16 protein-coding genes and 1 pseudogene are annotated in these 17,358 nt (G+C 32.8%); 4 read left to right on the top strand and 13 right to left on the bottom strand.

The annotated features are described in order from the left end of the window. Positions 1-146 precede the first annotated feature (146 nt). A pseudogene (locus MSG95_RS18930) lies at positions 147-293 on the top strand (IS481 family transposase); the annotation flags it as partial. A gap of 363 nt (positions 294-656) precedes the next feature. On the opposite strand, the gene MSG95_RS11410 reads toward MSG95_RS18930, so the two are convergent. Together MSG95_RS11410 and MSG95_RS11405 are read right to left on the bottom strand one after the other, a co-directional pair. Continuing rightward, positions 657-3,731, bottom strand: coding sequence for a TrlF family AAA-like ATPase (locus tag MSG95_RS11410; RefSeq protein ID WP_317299905.1), 3,075 nt, complete (start codon positions 3,729-3,731; stop codon positions 657-659). Between the two features lie 70 nt (positions 3,732-3,801). Further along, positions 3,802-4,026 (bottom strand): helix-turn-helix transcriptional regulator, encoded by a 225-nt coding sequence (locus MSG95_RS11405; protein ID WP_317299904.1) that lies wholly within the window; start codon positions 4,024-4,026, stop codon positions 3,802-3,804. Between the two features lie 96 nt (positions 4,027-4,122). Here MSG95_RS11405 and MSG95_RS11400 point away from each other — a divergent pair, with 96 nt between their 5' ends. Further along, positions 4,123-4,602 carry a hypothetical protein gene (locus MSG95_RS11400; RefSeq protein ID WP_317299903.1) on the top strand — a complete coding sequence of 160 codons (480 nt, stop codon included), beginning with the start codon at positions 4,123-4,125 and terminating at the stop codon, positions 4,600-4,602. A 15-nt stretch (positions 4,603-4,617) separates the two neighbouring features. On the opposite strand, the gene MSG95_RS11395 is transcribed toward MSG95_RS11400, so the two are convergent. From MSG95_RS11395 to MSG95_RS11345, 11 genes are all read right to left on the bottom strand, one after another. Further along, positions 4,618-5,364, bottom strand: coding sequence for an aKG-HExxH-type peptide beta-hydroxylase (locus MSG95_RS11395; protein WP_317299902.1), 747 nt, complete (start codon positions 5,362-5,364; stop codon positions 4,618-4,620). 5 nt (positions 5,365-5,369) lie between these two features. After that, positions 5,370-5,954: a cyclophane-containing peptide 2OG-Fe(II) oxygenase YhhC gene (gene yhhC, locus MSG95_RS11390; protein WP_317299901.1), complete on the bottom strand. Its 585-nt coding sequence runs from the start codon at positions 5,952-5,954 to the stop codon at positions 5,370-5,372. Continuing rightward, complete coding sequence (yhhB, locus tag MSG95_RS11385; RefSeq protein ID WP_317299900.1) at positions 5,951-7,075, bottom strand: cyclophane-forming radical SAM/SPASM peptide maturase YhhB; 1,125 nt, start codon at positions 7,073-7,075, stop codon at positions 5,951-5,953. The genes yhhC and yhhB overlap by 4 nt, the downstream gene beginning before the upstream one ends. 5 nt (positions 7,076-7,080) lie before the next feature. Next, entirely contained in the window at positions 7,081-7,239 is a 159-nt protein-coding gene (yhhA, locus tag MSG95_RS11380; RefSeq protein WP_168730614.1) for a YhhA family cyclophane-containing RiPP, read from the bottom strand. A gap of 586 nt (positions 7,240-7,825) precedes the next feature. Further along, positions 7,826-8,407 carry a single-stranded DNA-binding protein gene (gene ssb, locus MSG95_RS11375; protein ID WP_317299899.1) on the bottom strand — a complete coding sequence of 194 codons (582 nt, stop codon included), beginning with the start codon at positions 8,405-8,407 and terminating at the stop codon, positions 7,826-7,828. Between the two features lie 71 nt (positions 8,408-8,478). Then, on the bottom strand, positions 8,479-9,084 hold the full coding sequence (locus MSG95_RS11370; RefSeq protein WP_016653470.1) for a hypothetical protein: 606 nt from the start codon (positions 9,082-9,084) through the stop codon (positions 8,479-8,481). A 127-nt stretch (positions 9,085-9,211) separates the two neighbouring features. Next, entirely contained in the window at positions 9,212-10,999 is a 1,788-nt protein-coding gene (locus MSG95_RS11365; RefSeq protein WP_317299898.1) for a site-specific integrase, read from the bottom strand. A 12-nt stretch (positions 11,000-11,011) separates the two neighbouring features. Further along, entirely contained in the window at positions 11,012-12,040 is a 1,029-nt protein-coding gene (locus tag MSG95_RS11360) for a hypothetical protein (RefSeq protein WP_324624806.1), read from the bottom strand. After that, positions 12,033-13,163, bottom strand: coding sequence for a tyrosine-type recombinase/integrase (locus MSG95_RS11355; RefSeq protein WP_016653464.1), 1,131 nt, complete (start codon positions 13,161-13,163; stop codon positions 12,033-12,035). Before MSG95_RS11355 ends, MSG95_RS11360 begins: the two co-directional genes overlap by 8 nt. Before the next feature lie 194 nt (positions 13,164-13,357). Beyond that, the gene (locus tag MSG95_RS11350) at positions 13,358-14,722 is read right to left on the bottom strand and encodes an MFS transporter (RefSeq protein ID WP_004705005.1); all 1,365 of its coding nucleotides are present in this window, start codon (positions 14,720-14,722) and stop codon (positions 13,358-13,360) included. Between the two features lie 146 nt (positions 14,723-14,868). Beyond that, a complete protein-coding gene (locus tag MSG95_RS11345) occupies positions 14,869-15,951 on the bottom strand; it encodes a DUF475 domain-containing protein (protein WP_005066886.1) in 1,083 nt (360 codons plus the stop codon). A 262-nt stretch (positions 15,952-16,213) separates the two neighbouring features. Here MSG95_RS11345 and tenA point away from each other — a divergent pair, with 262 nt between their 5' ends. Further along, the gene (gene tenA / locus MSG95_RS11340; RefSeq protein ID WP_057086125.1) at positions 16,214-16,888 is read left to right on the top strand and encodes a thiaminase II; all 675 of its coding nucleotides are present in this window, start codon (positions 16,214-16,216) and stop codon (positions 16,886-16,888) included. 66 nt (positions 16,889-16,954) lie between these two features. After that, complete coding sequence (locus MSG95_RS11335) at positions 16,955-17,326, top strand: MerR family transcriptional regulator (RefSeq protein ID WP_005066882.1); 372 nt, start codon at positions 16,955-16,957, stop codon at positions 17,324-17,326. The last annotated feature ends 32 nt before the right edge of the window (positions 17,327-17,358 follow it).

Here is a 17,358-nt window from a genome sequence, read left to right as displayed (position 1 = left end):
AAAGTGCATAATCAATTGCTTGCTGTTTAAATTCAGCACTAAAACGTTTGGCCATTTCTTGGATCTCCAAAGTTAACGTTACGTTATCTTTAGAGGGAAGTACTGTCCATTATTTTGGCTAGGATCATTCAGCTTTGAAAGGTTAAACACCGATGGAAAGGTACTTTGAATTATGTGAAGAAACCCCTTTCTCTGATGAGGTCCAGAAGCAATACAACCCATCCAATGAACGGATTCAACACGCCAATTACAAGATGGATTTAGAGATCGCTAAATTGAAACGATCTCTATGAATCACACACATCATGGTTATATTTAACAAAATATCTAAGTATTAAATATAATAAATTATAAATAAAAAAATTTACAGAACCATTTCTGATATCTGTAAATTCTTTGTTTAATTAATTGTTAAATAATAAAAAATATTAAAATTTAACAAAACCTACTCTCAGGTGTGTCTCAGAACGGTTAACTATATAAAAAATAACAAAACAAATAGATTATATATCTAAATTTCAATATATTATTTAACATTAAGTCAAATTTTTATAATTAAAATTTGATTTATACCTTTTTTTCTCAAAAATTGGCCTATAAATACAATAAAAAAGAGCTAGTGATACTAGCTCTTTAGAACATTATTTCTAATTAAACTAACTTGCTTTGTAATATTTATTCTGTCTATTTGAGAAAGCTTTCATAGTTCCTTCTAAAACATTAACTACCTTTTCATTAATTTTTGGATCTTCAATAGCTCCAGAGAAGTAATTAATTTTGAAGCTATTCGTTCTGTCAAACTCACAAAATATTATTTGTTCTGCATCACAGACAACTGCCAAATTAGGGTTATGAGTGACCATAAGAATCTGTCTCTTAAGTTTAGCCTCATCTAAAACAGGTACTAATAAATTGTAAATTGTTTCGTTATCTAGATTTTCCTCGGGCTGATCAAGGATAATTGGACAATGTCCTTTATCAACCAATAAATAGAATATCAATAACAGTGCTCCTCGTTGCCCCGGAGAAAGCTGTTCAATTTGAGCATCTTGGAACATTAAAGTATATCTTGGAGTTATGTAACTTAATTCGAAAATGAAATTATATAGTTGATCAAGAGTTTTACCTTTACGTAACAGCATGGATAAGCTGCTATCACCATTACTAATTTCATTAATCTTTTCTACTAAACTAGTAATAAATGCTTCAACACCTGTTTTAGTATTAATATCTTTACTATCTAGCATCTCTTTAATGGTAACAAAGCTTTCTTCTTCACCACGAAAGTCTCCAGATATCTGTTTGATATAACTAAATAAATCTCTATAAAAATCATCTACTGAGATATGTAATTCAGCCTTAAAATGAAGTCTATATTCATCTCGAATCAAACGATTATCACTAATAAGCTTTTGAACTGGTTCAAATAAATTTTCTCGATTCGTTTTTTGCATATTAAGTAATTCAAATATTTCAAGCATTATTGAATTACGTTTTTTAATTTCTAATTTCAATCTATCAGGTATATCATGCAATAGTTCTAATCTGTGCTTAAGTCCTTCCAAACTGTCAGCTTGATCTTTATCACCTCTTAATTGTTTTTCTTTTTCGGACCACTCATGAAGCTTCTTCAAATAGTCTTGATATTCCCTATTTGGAGCATCTAATTGAGTACTCAACGAATCAACTTGAGTAGTACACGCAACTTCTTTTTCTACAAGCTCTCTTCTTTCTTCTCGTATAGCCTTATCATCCTGTTCTAATTGAACTTTAGTTTGATCCAGTATTGCTTTCTCAAACCTAATCGAAACTAAATCCTCAACACCTAAACCAAGCGTATTTAGATGTTCCTTATTATCTTCTGTAAATTTTAAATACAGTTTTTCTAGAACTTCCACCCCATGACGTAGTGTTTCACATGCATGAATTTTTGTAGATTTAGTTATTAATTCAGCATCTTTAGTTTCCAAATCATTACGAATAGACTGTCTCAATTCTATTTGTTCATTAATATTATTTTTAATATCTTGAAATGCTGAATTATTTTCTTCTATCGGCTTTGGATATTCTTGCGGTTTAATATTTTCATGTTCAGTATAAATACGATTAGCTTGAGCTAACAAATCTTCTAAATATTTTTTATTTTTTTCATGAATTTGTTCTTGCAGTGAAAGAATAAGCCGATTTATTTGATACAAAGAAGTTCTTTTTAAATCTATATCATCAATATACCTAGCCTCTTGAAATTCAATAAGCTCATCAAAATTATTAGCATTCAATCTTACCGAAGGATCTGTATGAGAAAAAATAACATCTCGTAATTCTTTCTCAAATTTATCTGATTGACCAGATACATGAGCATTACAAAGATCCTCAAAGTGCCCTTGAGGAATGTATTTCACATACTCTATATTTTCTTGATTAGATTTATGATTTAAATTTAACTGGTTTTGATTTCCATCAGCCCAAACTAATGTTCCATCAAAGTTTTTTGCAGGCTCTCCTGTTTTACCTCTAAAACGATTTTCTTTTAGAAAGGAGAAATGTTTATATTGCTTAGATTTCCCTAAAAATGCAGTTATGTCGGCTAAAGCACTTTTACCACTACCTTTATTACCAATAATTGCAATCAATTCTTTATTAAAGCAAATCTCAGTTTGATCTAACCAACATACATCAATATCAGTACATTTATTGATACTCAATTTATCAATAAAAAAGCTTCTATTTTCATTAAAAATTTTAAGTTTAGGAGGAATTTCTCCTATATAGGCTCTTTTTGCAGGCTCCTTAATAGCTTGTTTCAAACCTAAGAATGTCGGCAGAGCTTTTATCCAGGTTTTTTTACCTGATGGAAAGTCACCATACCCCCTAACTCCTTGACCAGTAGTAAATGCATGAGCATCGCTTCCTGAGATAGCTAATCGAGGAATATTATTTAAAGATTGTTGGAAAGCCTTTATCCATGATTCATTTTCAGGAGTTATTTTTCCCGCGAATGCATCTATTAGTTCCTGCTTTCTAGTTTCAAAAATAGGGGAGGTTTTAAATAAGTCTAAAGTAAATGCATAGTGCTGATTTCGATTTATCTGAGTCAGACCATCATTCGTGTCAAAGGGCATAAAACCGATTGCTTGCTGGTCAGGGACTAAGCTCATTGCTTGTTTATACGATTCACAATCCAATTCAGCCATTGAAGAACCGGCTTCTAGAGCAATATTTACATTAGAATCTACATCTGTTTTTTTAAAACCATGCATACCTAACTTATCTTCAGCAACAAATCTAGCATATTCAATTAATGCTTGTTTTGATAAGTTTTTTGGTGAACTACCTGCGAATACTAGTTTTAAATTTGATTGAAAGTCTTTTAAATCTTGATCATTTATTTCATTCGAAAATATTACATGAGCATTTAATCTGCCTTTCATAGGTGCCATTAATCTTAGCTCTATTCCAGGAAATACTGTTTTATTCAGTTTCGGTGCATCATCACAAGCTAAACGATTTTTTAAGGCGAACCATCCATCAAAAGTCCAATAATCCATTAAGGCATAAACTTTTGGGGATGCATCATTTAGAGCAGCTATCATTTCATCGACTAAAGGATAATTAGCTGGATCAGTAGGTTCTCCTACAAATTTCCGTCCTTTCCAATGGAAAGAAGCCGGTGTATGAATATGCAAATCCCATTGTGCCCATTCTGAACCCATAATATGATTATTAACCATTACTCCTTAACCCTCTATATTTTATTAAAAATAATTTTTCTAAATTATAAGGATAAACTAGACATATTAATCATTTATTTAATGAAATTTTTGGCAATAATGAAATTACAGGTACGCCCAAAGCATTAGCTAATTCATATAGCTTTTCAAGCGTAATATTTACTTCTCCACGTTCAATACGCCCCATATAACTACGATCGATATTACAAAGTAGGGCTAATTTTTCCTGAGATATGTTTTTCTCTTTTCTATATTTCCGAACTAATTGTCCAAAAGCGCTACTAAGTTCTGACATTTCAATTCAAGTGATCAAAAAACAGAACTATTACTATTTGAGGACTATAAATCCACGGATTATAATCCTCTTTTTATTTTTTGTGCTGTGATTCTCATGTCTATTAGCAATATGCCGATGTTTGAACTTTTTCCACCTCTTTTTACAAGCAAAAAGATTGAAAAGTGGACAGCAAATGAGTTTTGGAAATACTTAAAACTTAGTAAAAAAGAACGTAATCGCTTTAATAGACAGCGCATGTATCGATTACTGAGAAAGCTAGAAGATGGTTTTTTAACAAAAGAAACCAATTTGGTTAACCCTCGTTTTTCAACATTTTCGGAAACAGGTAAGATCTATCAATTGCGAGAAATTACAGGGGAATCTTTAGATTTTATAGAAATGAGCCATGCTAAAGAAGAAACTCAAAAGAAAATCTCAATATTAGAAAAACAACTGGAAAGCTTCTCTTTATTAGAAAAGAAATATCCAAATTCAGCCATTAGGATCAATGCTGAAAAAAATAAATGCATTGAGAAATTAAATGATCTCAATGCATACATTACTGCTTTAAATTGCATCCTAACCTCTCTTTAGAGGTTAGGACGCAATTTACGGTTTAAGACAAAACTTTAAAATATCCTTTCCAGCTTTAGTATAAAAATCTGATAATTGATCAAAATTTAGCAAATTAAGCTGTTCCTGAATATCGTCTATACGACGTTTAGCAAATATAGTCTGGTTAGCAATGTAAACTTTTTCCCAAAAACTCTTTAAATGTGAAAATACATATACAGCATGTAATATACCTTTATTATTGCGAGGCTCATGCTTCCAAGGAGAATAAATCTTAGAGTCAGTTAATGCATAAAAATTATATTTTCTTTCAAGTAACGATAACTGTAGATGCATAGCTTCATGAATCACATTCTCCACAGTCCTCTCGAGCCAATTCTTTAAATGTATATTAGGCAGATTTATGAAAATCGTATAAGGTAAATTAGGGTCGCTAAAACTTATATCATTGTCTTCATTCTTTGTTTTTAACAGGTGAATTGATTTGACTAAAATATCAACGTAGATGCCAACAGAAAAACTATCATTTTTCCAAATATATTCAAAAACCTCATTTATTTGTAATAAAGCATCTTGCTCATTGTATTCTTGATCTAACTCAATACCGATATCTTGCCAAGTTTCTGAAAGATTTTGGGGAAGTTTTTGTAATATTCTTGGAGTAGATTTTTTTTCACTAGATGAGCCATTTATATAATCAAGAGTATTATAATTTTTATAATAAATATCACTTAAAACTATGTTTAAAATTTCATCTTTATCAGGATATAAATAATTAATCACAACCTTTAACCTGAATAAAAAGTAAAAATAATTGTTAATCTATTACCAGAATATATCTCACTCACTGCATGATGAGAATTTTCTGATATTTCAAAGCTTTGCAACAAATTCCCTTCTGGAATTATTATATTATGTATTGATGAAGCATCATTACTAGAAAAGACCATACATAAGCCTCCATTCTCCACATTCCAATTAGAGTTGAAATGCATAAGAAGCCTATGACTTTCTTTTAATTGATCATCAACTAAAAAATCATTATGTATTTTAATGACATGTCCTTTAGTTAATTTGTGTGCTACCACATCAACCTGATTATGTAGATTTACTTTATATGTTTTCTCTACAATTTCCTTTAATTCTGTAAGATAATCTTTTGATATTATAAATTTTAAAAATTCAGGAAGCTCTATATCTTTTAAACTAAATTCATATTGTGTATAGAAACTAGCTTTTACCAAATTCCATGGTGCTTCATTTAGCAACCAATACTGGATATTTTTCTTTAAACTATCATCAATATAATACTCTGAAAAAAAATGTTTATATGGGGTTAATTCCAAAGAGATATAACTAGGAATAGAGATCATTTAATACCCATTAAATTCAGTAACTTATATATATAATATTTGTGATCATTACAATAAATAGAGGGATTATCAAATTCCTTCTCTTTACTCCATCTTGATAAAGGCATACCACCACCACAAATAAAATTAATTTCGCAATTGATACAATTTTGGCATGTAGGTTTTTGAATTTTAGATGCCTCTACATATTCTTTAGATTTAAGGGTATCTATTAAGGTATTTGGCTCATTAATATTAGGATGTTTTTCAAAATAATCTGCACCATCAAAAGTAGCTCTTAATGTATCGTTTTTACGTATTTCACCATTAGTTTCAATTACTAAGATACCAAAATTGTTTTCGCCCTTACCTTCTTTATCAGGATTTCCTCCTAGAATTATTTTTATTAAATCATCAAAAAAGCGAATTGGTACAGGTTCAGGATCTTTTAAATAATATTCTAATAGCTCTCCTAACCATTCACCATATTCAATACTTTCAAAACTTTCTTTTCCTTTGGGAAGATAAGTATGATTCCCATCCTGCAAAAGTACATCAATACTTTCACTACCAATACTTTTTAAATATTTATAATTTTCGATTGGTGAAGTTGTTGGCTGAATTACTGATAAAGTTCCCGAAAATAGAAAATCTCTATCAGGATGTGAAACCAATTTATCTATACCATTAACAACTTTTTGAAATGAGCTTTTACCATCATGGGTAAATCTAGCTATATCATTTGCCTTTTTCACACCATCCAAACTCACAGAGATACTAGTTTTATATCGGCTACAAATTTCTAGTATTTCATCATTTATTAACATCCCATTTGTTTGAATAGCAATTGGATACTTATCATGGTTTGGTAAAACCGTACGCAAATTTGAAAGCATTTCTTCTAATCTAGTAGCCCCCAATAGCAATGGCTCTCCACCATGCAAAACAACGGCAAAACCACTTTCTTGAAAAGAAATTACCTGATTCAAACTGTTGCAAATCGAGCCAATAGTTCCTTGACTCATTCTTTTTGGCTGATTTAGCCAGTTTTGATCTTGCCCTTGATATACATAACAGTAACTGCAATCAAGATTACATCGGCTTGCAACCTTGATTAACAACGTATCGAGACGATTTAACATTATTATTAGCGATTATGACGGTTATGAACTCGATCATAATTACCACCAACGCATGACATTTTCTCTTTCTCCATCTTAACTTCTTTGATAAGCCTCTGTAAAACAACACTATTTAAAGAAACTTGTTTAACATTTTGTGCTACTGATTGTGATTGTGGTTGCATTGTAAGACCCTCTTCGCTTATTTCTTAATCTAATTCTAAAATAGAATTTCAAAAAAATAAATAAAATAAATAACTTACAACACTTAAAAAATTCAAAAAAACAATTAAATAATTGTTTTATAATCATATTTATTTAAAAAAATAGATATCATTATGAAGTCTCGCAAAACATACAATTCTCGATCTATTACGTAAAAACGTGAATATATAAATTAGACCTCTTGCGAAAGTATAGTTTTATCTAATTTTTGAATTGGCTAAAACCTTATAGAATATAGCTTTTGACTGCTTAAAATTTGACTAACGCAAGAAGTCTATTATTTCTTAGTTAATGATCTATCCAATGTAGCCAAATCTACATTCGGCATTTGAGATAAATTATATTGCCATCGTCTGTACTGGTCTGCCCAGCTATGAAATTTTTACGGTGTAAGTCAGGCATACTTAAGAATAATAAATACAATGTTTTGTATTGTATAAAGTTATTTTCCAAAAAATACAAGTTTTTTAGAGTAAAAAAAGTAAGAACCTAATCTAAATCAGGTTCTTACTTTATATTAAATACAATATTTAGTTATTGTATAGTCTAGAACGGTAGATCGTCATCTAAGTCTGCTGGTGCTGGTGTCGGTGCAGGCTGTTGTTTCGGCGCAAAACCACCCAGGTTATTGTTGCCGTAGCTATTGCCTTGAGCCGGTTGATTATTACCATAACCACCTTGGTTGCCGTAGCCGCCTTGGTTTTGGTTATTATTATAACCACCTTGATTGTTGTTAAAACGTGGTTGATTAAATTCACCACCACCTTGACCTTGCTCACCTTGTTGACGAGCTGAATCTAGCATTTGCATTTGTTCGCCACGAATTTCTGTAGTGTAACGCTCTTGACCATTTTGATCCGTCCATTGACGGGTACGCAATGATCCCTCAATGTAAACTTTAGAACCTTTACGTAAAAATTGCTGAGCGATTTCGCCTAAACGGTTGTGCAACACAATACGATGCCATTCCGTTTGTTCTTTACGCTCACCAGTATTTTTATCTACCCAAGACTCACTAGTAGCTATTGAAAACTGTGTAAGTGAACCACCATTTGGGAAACTTTTGGTCTCAGGGTCTTTTCCTAAGCTGCCAATTAGAATGACCTTGTTAACCGAACCTCTAGCCATGATAACCTCTTAATTTCAATACATTTAATACTTAACTGAACACACCATATTTATCGTGAAGCATAAGGCTATCAGTCTTCCTTAAAACTTCCTTTCATGGAAATGACTTTAGAACATTCTATCTCATTTTTCATTTTTTGAATTTGTTGTTTTGCAAACTCCATTTTCGGTTTTCCATGATGCTTTGCTTCAAAACTCTTTATTGTTTTATACAACTCTGGATGCCCTCTCCCTAAAAGTGGTGAATTCAATAAGAAAGCTAATATATACAAATTTAACTCTAAATCTTGTATTTGATTTTCATCATTCCGATGAGCTGTATTTTCAAAACTATTTTCTATTTCAACCATTTGAATCAAAAGTTGATTATTTTTCTCTTCAAGCTCTGTGATCCTCAATTTAAGCTCTTTATTTGTTTCAATTGATGTCTTTTTTTTACTGAAGTCATTTTTCGGCAGATTAGTAATCTTTGTATTTATCTCATCTATCAAAGTTCCATGGATGGGTTCTTTAGTAACAGCATTTTTTGCATATAACGTAGTTTTTCCTACTGGAGACCCATCTTCATATTTAGCATTGGCAATAATTTTAGCGTGAGTAATTTTTTTTTCACCATTAGCAACTAATTGGTTCAATGATTCTCTTACTGCTTTTTGGAATCTATCCTTACTATTCACCAAAAGTTATCTCTCTCTAGGACCTATCAGTTACTTCAAGTTATCTTTTATAGTATGCAACTATACTTTTTATTAACTGAAAATATATGCCTATTATAGCATTAAGTTGCTGCATGCCAGTTATTAGTTAAGATATGCTCTCTAATATTTTTTCGGCTTTTTTTAAAAAAATTTTTGAACTCTCAACAAGCTGTACATTTTTGCTTAATTCAACAACTTCTTGATGTAATTCAATTCTTTTTTTCCAATATGGTTTACGAGAATTATCTGTAGCAAAGTTCGGGCAATTCATACATATTGAGTCTTTTCTTTTAACAGGATCTAAACCTATCCCTTCAGTTCGACATAAAGCATTTTGCAAACTTGTATGATTTATAAAACAAAATCCATCAGCATGAGCTACCACACGTAAACCAGTATCTATTATGATTTCATCTATATGATCCGCAATACTCATAACATCAAGTAAGGTAGATTTCGCTTGAATAATGCGACTGTATCTTTCCAAAGTCTTACCCATTTTTCCTGCTACAACAATTTTCTTTTGAAAAGCTCTATTCAACAAATCAAAAGCTAAATCTTGCTCATTTTTCCCCATAAATTCCCAAACTTCTTCATCATCAGTATATTTCTGAGTAAAATTTGAACTATTATGTTTTAACATTAATCTTAATTCTTCAAGGTCACCAATTTCATACCTCCAAGTCCACAGCATCGAATATGCTCGCCTAAACATATGTGGTCTTATCTCAACTCTATTAAATTTCGCAGAATCTGCAAAATATCTTAAAACCACATACAAACCATTTGTCGAGAGATAGAAACTCTTTTTTCCTTGTCCATTTGCAGAATGACCAAAAGGCAATTTTAATAAAATAGTTTCTAATCCAGACTTTACTCTTGTGTATTTAGTTAATTCTAAGATCACGTTTAAAGCATCTTTAACTTCTTGAATGACTGCTCTTTCTGTTTTTTTCCCTGTGATTGTTTTTGCTGTTTTCATTTCTAAACCAACAAGAATATCAAGATCATTATTCAGCATATTGATAACATCATCCTCTCTTGTAAGAGACAATTCATGTTTTCTTTCAGCAAGTAAGATTAGTATTATTGTTATTGCTGCTCCATATAAGGCACGCACCTGCATTTGTACTTCACTAGTTTTAACCCCCATTAACTTATGAAACCGTACATTCAATGATGTATGAGCTACAGAAGTATCAGAATGCATTTCCATATATTTATCAAAAAGATGTAATATATTTTTAGACTCTTTTACTAATTTTAAAGCATGGTTTAGTAATCCAAATATTTCTTGAGGATACAATGTCGGCGTATGACCATTTTCAATTGAATAAGCTTTAGCTAAAGCTGTTACTTTTTTTGATTTAAATGGATTAAATGTAAAAGATTCACTCAAATATTCTCGATGAGTATAAGCATGTGAAATTACAATTAATTTATTCAAGACTGTACCTTCAGTCAGATTTTTTGAGGCAATATACTCTATAAAAGATGTTATATCTTCTTGTTTTACTTCAGATAAAGAAAAACATTTTCTTTCAAAACATAACCACTCATATAATTCTCGAATAGAACGACTAAAATTAGCTAAGGAAGTAGTGGTCTTACATTTATTGGTAGGGGCATTCATTATCCAATAAGCTAATTCCTTAGCAGCACTTTTCCAATAATCCCACCTATTAAAAATCCCAATGTATTGATTAGTATAAAAAATGTTCCAATTAACCGTATATTTTGAATTATCATCCGAATGAATATGAGGTTTTAACTTCCAAACATCATCTTCATAGTTATTTAATAACCAGGGTGTATGTCTTTGGACTAGTTCTTCATCCCTTTCAACAGCATTATTATTTTTTATAGAAAAAATGTGATCTCTAGACTGTTCCATTATAAATTTTCTTTAAGATAGTGGTGGAAGTTTAATTTGCTTAGCTAATTCCAAAGCAGGGTCTCTCTCTTCAGAATTAAAATAATAATCTTTAACTTCCTTAAATTTATTCTGTTCAACTAAAGACAGATTACTAATTGCTTTATTTAAAAGTTCTAAATCTCCAGTATATTTTTCAGCACCCTTAAATAAATTTTTAACTCTGCTAGTTTTCCAATTTATAGAACGAAAGAAGTCTTCCATACCTTTAGGCCAGTATTTGACTGCTGGAATATTGTTCCCAAATTTGGAATATAATATTTGAAGAGCTTCACTTAATGTTCGCTCAGGAATCTGAAAATCCTTATTAAAATCATATACCTTACTTATTTTATCCAAGTTAAATTTATTTATATTATCAATAATTTCTTGTACTTTATCCCAATCTTTCTCCCATTTATGTATATCCTCGATAGCTTTAGCATGTATTAAATCAATTGAAGTTAAGCAATAACTTAAAGTCTTAGCTTCTAAAGAAGCTAACGAAAAAAAATTACTAATCTCTTCAATATCTAATTTATCGAAATTATCATCATTCTCTATATAATTCCGCGCTATATCAGCAAATGAAAGTATTGGCTTGTTTTCTACGTTCTCAAAATTTGGGGGAACAATAAAATCATCAATAATATTTTTTGAAATTAAATAGTTAACAAAATTACATGCTATTGAATATTTTTGCCACTTAGTAGATAAAGTAATATCAGGATTAGCATCCAATTGATTCTTATAAAAGGTCATTGTTTTCTTATCAATTTTTGTGGAAAATTTAGAAACAATCATCAAAAAATATTTTAATATTAGGAACTGCTGGCTAGGTCTACGCCTGCCCTGAAGATACGACTTAATTCCCGAAACTATTTCATAAAAATTATCTAATGTACTCAAGCCACTAAGATCATAGTATTTATTTCCAATTTTTATTTCTGCTTTTGGAAAATCTACAATTGGGTCACTTTTAGATTTTTTTAGAAAAATAGGGCTACGTTGTAACTTACTCATCGATACCCTCTCCCTCTAAATGAAGACGAGCTGTGTAAATATCGAGAGTAGATTCATGCTTATGTCTCGTAAGTAATTTCACGACTTGCTGAGGATTACGAATATGATCTGCTTTTGAAAAACCTTTTGATTGGTTGGTAACAAAACGATGTCTTAATCCATGTGTCCATACATGTTGGTCTTCTGCGAGCTCTCCACTCTTCACGACCTGATGCCAAGCTGACTTAATTTGATTTGAAAGCGTTCGTGGATGAAGCGCTTGACCAGTTTTTAAGGAAAGAAATATTTCTTTAGCTGGATCGTATATTTCTTTTTCTAAAGATGCTTTTTGTCTAAATTTTTTAATAACCTCCTGTCTTTCAAAATCTATATAGTCTCGGGTTCTTTTCAATAAATCAGAATTAACAGGAATTGAATCTCGCTTCCCCCCCTTCGTCACAATTAAATCAATATAAAGATTTTCCTTATCTATCTTACTTCTTTCGATTCTCTCTCTAGTGGGGATTTGATCAATGTTTAAAGCACAAATCTCGTGAGCACGTAGTCCAGCCTTTAGCGCCCAATCCACCATTAAACTAAAACGAGTTTCGAGCCTATTAGATTTGAAATGATTTACTGCTAATACTTTACTAATCCACTCTTCTTTAGGTGCAAGCTTAAGTGGAGACTTTTTCTTAGCAAAATGCTTAATCAATGGGTGAGTAACAGAATCTTCATCTGAAATTATTTGGATTTTAAAAGAAGAAGTAGGACCAATTAAATTTTTACAGTACCCGTTATCTTCACACCAAACTAAAAAATGAATAACAGTAGTTAAAATTTGTGAAATATAAACAGGGGAATTCTGATTTCTCTCTAGTATTTGATATGCATATGCTTCTAACCAAACATCATTAATATGATCAAAGGATGCTTCTGGATTTTCAACTTCGAGTTGAGAGAAAAAATCACATAAGTGTTTACTATACGTATGAAGTGTATTTTCACTCCACACTATCCTATGTGAAAGAAAATATTTTAGAACAAGACGATTGAGAATATGATGTATATTTAAAATTACAGGAAATTTCTTATAAGTAGTCTTACCAAGTGTTACTTCAGCTAACTTATCAATATATGCCATATATACACCTTATCCTCTCCTATCGAACTACTTTGCTAGAGTATGTTCTATAGGAAATAGTATAAATGAATACATAGCATTCTTATAGTAAAATGTTAGAGTAAAAGATTAATGAGTAATAATAACCTTATTTACACCACGCATTAGCTGTCTTCATCCTATAATTTCTATGTTTTACTTTATAAGAGTTATGCTTAAATGGCTACCTCTTTACCAAACAACTGCGTTAAATCACGTCGTGCAGCATCATCAAGAGTCTGTTTATCGACTTTAATATAAGCAACCTGCTGGTCAGGCATCACCACAACTTCTTCAATACCACGAATTGCCAATAGCTGTGTGGTCCACTCATTCACCTGTTGCACTTGCGGTAATGGCAACACAATAGATGACAGATACCGCGGCTGAGCTAAACCAAAACTAATTAGCAGCCATATTATAGCAATCCCTGCTAAGACACTCCATCCAATCGCAGTATTATGTAACATCAATAATTGACCACCTAGCGTGCCACCAAAAAAAGCGCCTAAGAACTGACTACTGGCATTTACACCCATGGCGGTAGCTTTTGACTGGATTGGAGCAGACTTTGATAACCAAGATGGTAATAATGCTTCCATCACATTAAAGGCAATAAAGAAAATACCCAAGCCTGCGAGCAAGACATATTTAGACTGATAACCAAATATGAGAAGCAGCAACCCCACAATAATGCCTGTAATTGCCGTTAAGAAAATGCCTCGCATTTTGCGATATTTTTCAGCGATGATAATGCTTGGAAATGCAAAAAATAAACTAATCACCAACAGTGGCAAATACACCAAGCCGTGGCTCGCCAGAGGAATATGCGCAAACTCGATAAGCTGTGAAGGCACATAAATAAACATGGCTGTCAGCAATAAATGCAATGCAAAAACCGAAACGTGTAAACGGTTTAAATCACCCATTTGAATGACTTGCTTAAGCTGCGCCATATAGCCTTGCTGATAATTACGATGATGGCGGGTCACTTTAGGTACAAGCAATAGCATCGAAATCGCAATTAAACCCATAATGGTCGTGACAAAGAATAGACCAGAAATACCGACAAGACTTGTAAGCCAAGGCCCAAGGCTAAACGCGACAACAAAAGATAAACCAATACTCATGCCCATGGCAGCCATGGCTTTAGTACGCTGCTCTTCACGCGTCACATCGGCTAAAAGTGCCATGACCACTGCCGAAACTGCACCAGCACCAGCGATGGCACGACCAATAATTACGCCATAAATCGTGTCAGATAAACCCGCAATTGCACCACCAATCGCAAACAGTAATAGACCAAATACTACAAGCGGTTTACGGCTAAAACGGTCTGCCAGTAAGCTAAATGGAATTTGTAAAATCGCCTGACTTAAGCCGTAAACCCCCACAGCCAAACCAATGAGTGCTGGAGTCGCATATTGATATGACTGCCCAACTACAGAAAAGACAGGAATAATCATGAACAAGCCCAACATGCGTAGTGCAAAAATACTACTTAAGGCAAAAGTTGAGCGACGTTCCAAAGCATTCATCATATCAATACACGTTATCAAACTAGGTAAATTATAAGCCGATTCGTTTCTAAAAATACGGAACACCTTATTTAAAATAACGATTTGGGCTTAAAAAAATAAAGAGGCATTTAGCCTCTTCATTCTATCGAACTTTACTGAAAATTAGCTTAAGGCGATTGTTGCTCGCGCTTTGAATATTGAATTGAAGCAATAACCGCCCAAACAATAAACGCTACACCAATTAAACCAGTAACAACTTCTGGTACATGTACGCCTGTACCACTTGCAATCATAATGAATGCTAAAGCACCAATCGCATAATGCGCACCATGTTCTAAGAACACATAAGCATCTAGCGTACCTTTTTCTACAAGATAAACTGTCATTGAACGGACAAAAATAGCACCGATTGCAAGACCTAGCATAATCACAACAACGTCGCTAGTAATTGCAAAAGCACCTATCACACCATCAAAACTGAACGATGCATCTAATACTTCAAGATATAAGAAGCCACCTATACCTGCTTTAACTACGCCAGAAGCAGCGCCTGATCCATCTTTCATAATGGCATTGCCATCTTCGTCAATTTCAGGCTCACCACCTAACATATGACTTAATACTTCAACGCCAATATAAACCACAATGCCCCAAATACCAGCCATAGTCACCACAAGGCGCTGCGACTCATCAACATTTGCTGCCATAATTAACATCGCAATGAGAGCAATAAAGACAGACATTGCCGGTACGCTTGCTAAACTAGAAAGTTTAGCTTCAAGCCATCTGAACCAATGGGTTTCTTTTTCTTCATCAAAGAAGAAGTTTAAGAACACCAGTAATAGGAATGTTCCACCAAAAGCCGAAATTTCAGCGTGATGTGCCATTAAACGTTCAGAATAGGTTTTCGGATCATTGAGTGCCAATTTAGCTACTTCAATCATTCCCATATCCGCAGTCACGGCAACAATCGCCACCGGGAAAATTAAACGCATACCAAAAACGGCGATTAAAATACCTACCGTTAAAAAGAGCATTTTCCAGAACGGATCCCAGTTACGTAGAACCGATGCATTTACGACAGCATTGTCAAAAGATAAAGAGACCTCCATTACAGCTAAAATGGCTGTAATTGTTAAAGCTTTGAGCATGGTAGACACGCCCGCTTCAGGTCCATGGGTAAAACCCCAATACGCGGATAGTGCTAAACACACCACCGTAAAAAATATCGAAAATCGGAAATGCTTCATGGATCAGACCTATACCAAGAATAAATTTAATCTTTCTTAAAAACCGCCGCTATTATATCGATAATTAACCACAAAACGATGTTGTTTTGTGCCGTTATTCCCGTTACTTTATCTCTCTGTTTAATAAAGAAATTTATAATATTTAATTAACTCATTAATCGCATTAAATATTTTCTTTCGATATATCTATCATTATTATTTTTGTATTTTAAAATTGATTTAAAATCTGGTTCAGCTGTCTTAATTTAAATGGAATGTTTTTATGCTTTTTTCTCAAGAACTTTGGCAACGTAATTTAAATTTATATCAAAAAATTCTAGACCTGCCTTTTAATCAGGAACTTGCTAACGGTACTTTAGATAAAGAAGCTTTTTGTCATTATGTTATTCAAGATGCTCAATATTTAGTGGCCTATGGTCGTGTACTTGCTGTTGCAGCAGCAAAGGCCTTTGAGGCTGACGATATTATGCAATTTTCAGATGCCGCTAAAATAGCGATTGTGGTTGAACGCAGCTTGCATGATGACTTCATGAAAAATTTTGGTGTCACCAAAGAAGAATTTAAAAATACGCCATTAACTTTGGCAGGCCACCACTACACTTCATTTTTAACAGCCACTGCTTGGTCTGAGAGCTACCCTGTTGTACTTGCTGCACTATTACCTTGCTTCTGGATTTATGCCGAAGTTGGCAAAGATATTGTAAATAAATCAATTCCAAATAACCCTTACCAAGCATGGATTGATACTTACGCTGGTGAAGAGTTCCATACAGCTGTTCGTAATGTGATTGCGACTGTAGATAAAGTTGCAGCACGTTGTGATGCAGATACTTTAGAAAAAATGCATGCTGCATACACGATGGGTGCAAAACTTGAATGGTTGTTTTGGGATAGCGCCTATCACCAAAGACAGTGGTTAGGTTTAGATCAGATTTAAAACTTCAAAAGAATCGGTCAGTGCACTTAATAGCCTGATCGATTTTCAATAAAATGCGAGACAGATATGTATATCGGCGAGTTAGCGGCTTTGACTGGAGCCACTCCTAAGGCCATTCGGCATTATGAGAAATTAGGCTTACTGCCAGTCGCAAAAAGAAAAGGTAATTATCGTATTTATGAAGAGATTGATGTTCAATCGGTTAAGATGATTCGCCTTGCACAAGCTGTTGGATTTAGCCTTTCCGAGCTTTATGACCTGTCGGCTTTAAAATATAAAAATAATCGTTTTCCTGTAGAAATTGCACAGCAGCTTATTCAGAAAAAGAACCAACAAATTATTGAGCAGAAAGAAGCTTTAAGCCGTTTGCAAGAAGATTTAAAAGAACTGGAAGATGAGATTATTCAGACTTATATTATCAATGAGATTTTTGCTTAAAACAGCTTATTAAAATCTGAAAATAGCTTTCA

It is taken from the genome of Acinetobacter sp. IK23 (genome assembly GCF_035615275.1).
In the GTDB taxonomy this organism is placed as follows: domain Bacteria; phylum Pseudomonadota; class Gammaproteobacteria; order Pseudomonadales; family Moraxellaceae; genus Acinetobacter; species Acinetobacter seifertii.
Note: the sequence above shows the minus strand (reverse complement) of the source record. Positions and strands in the feature narration are given on the sequence as shown.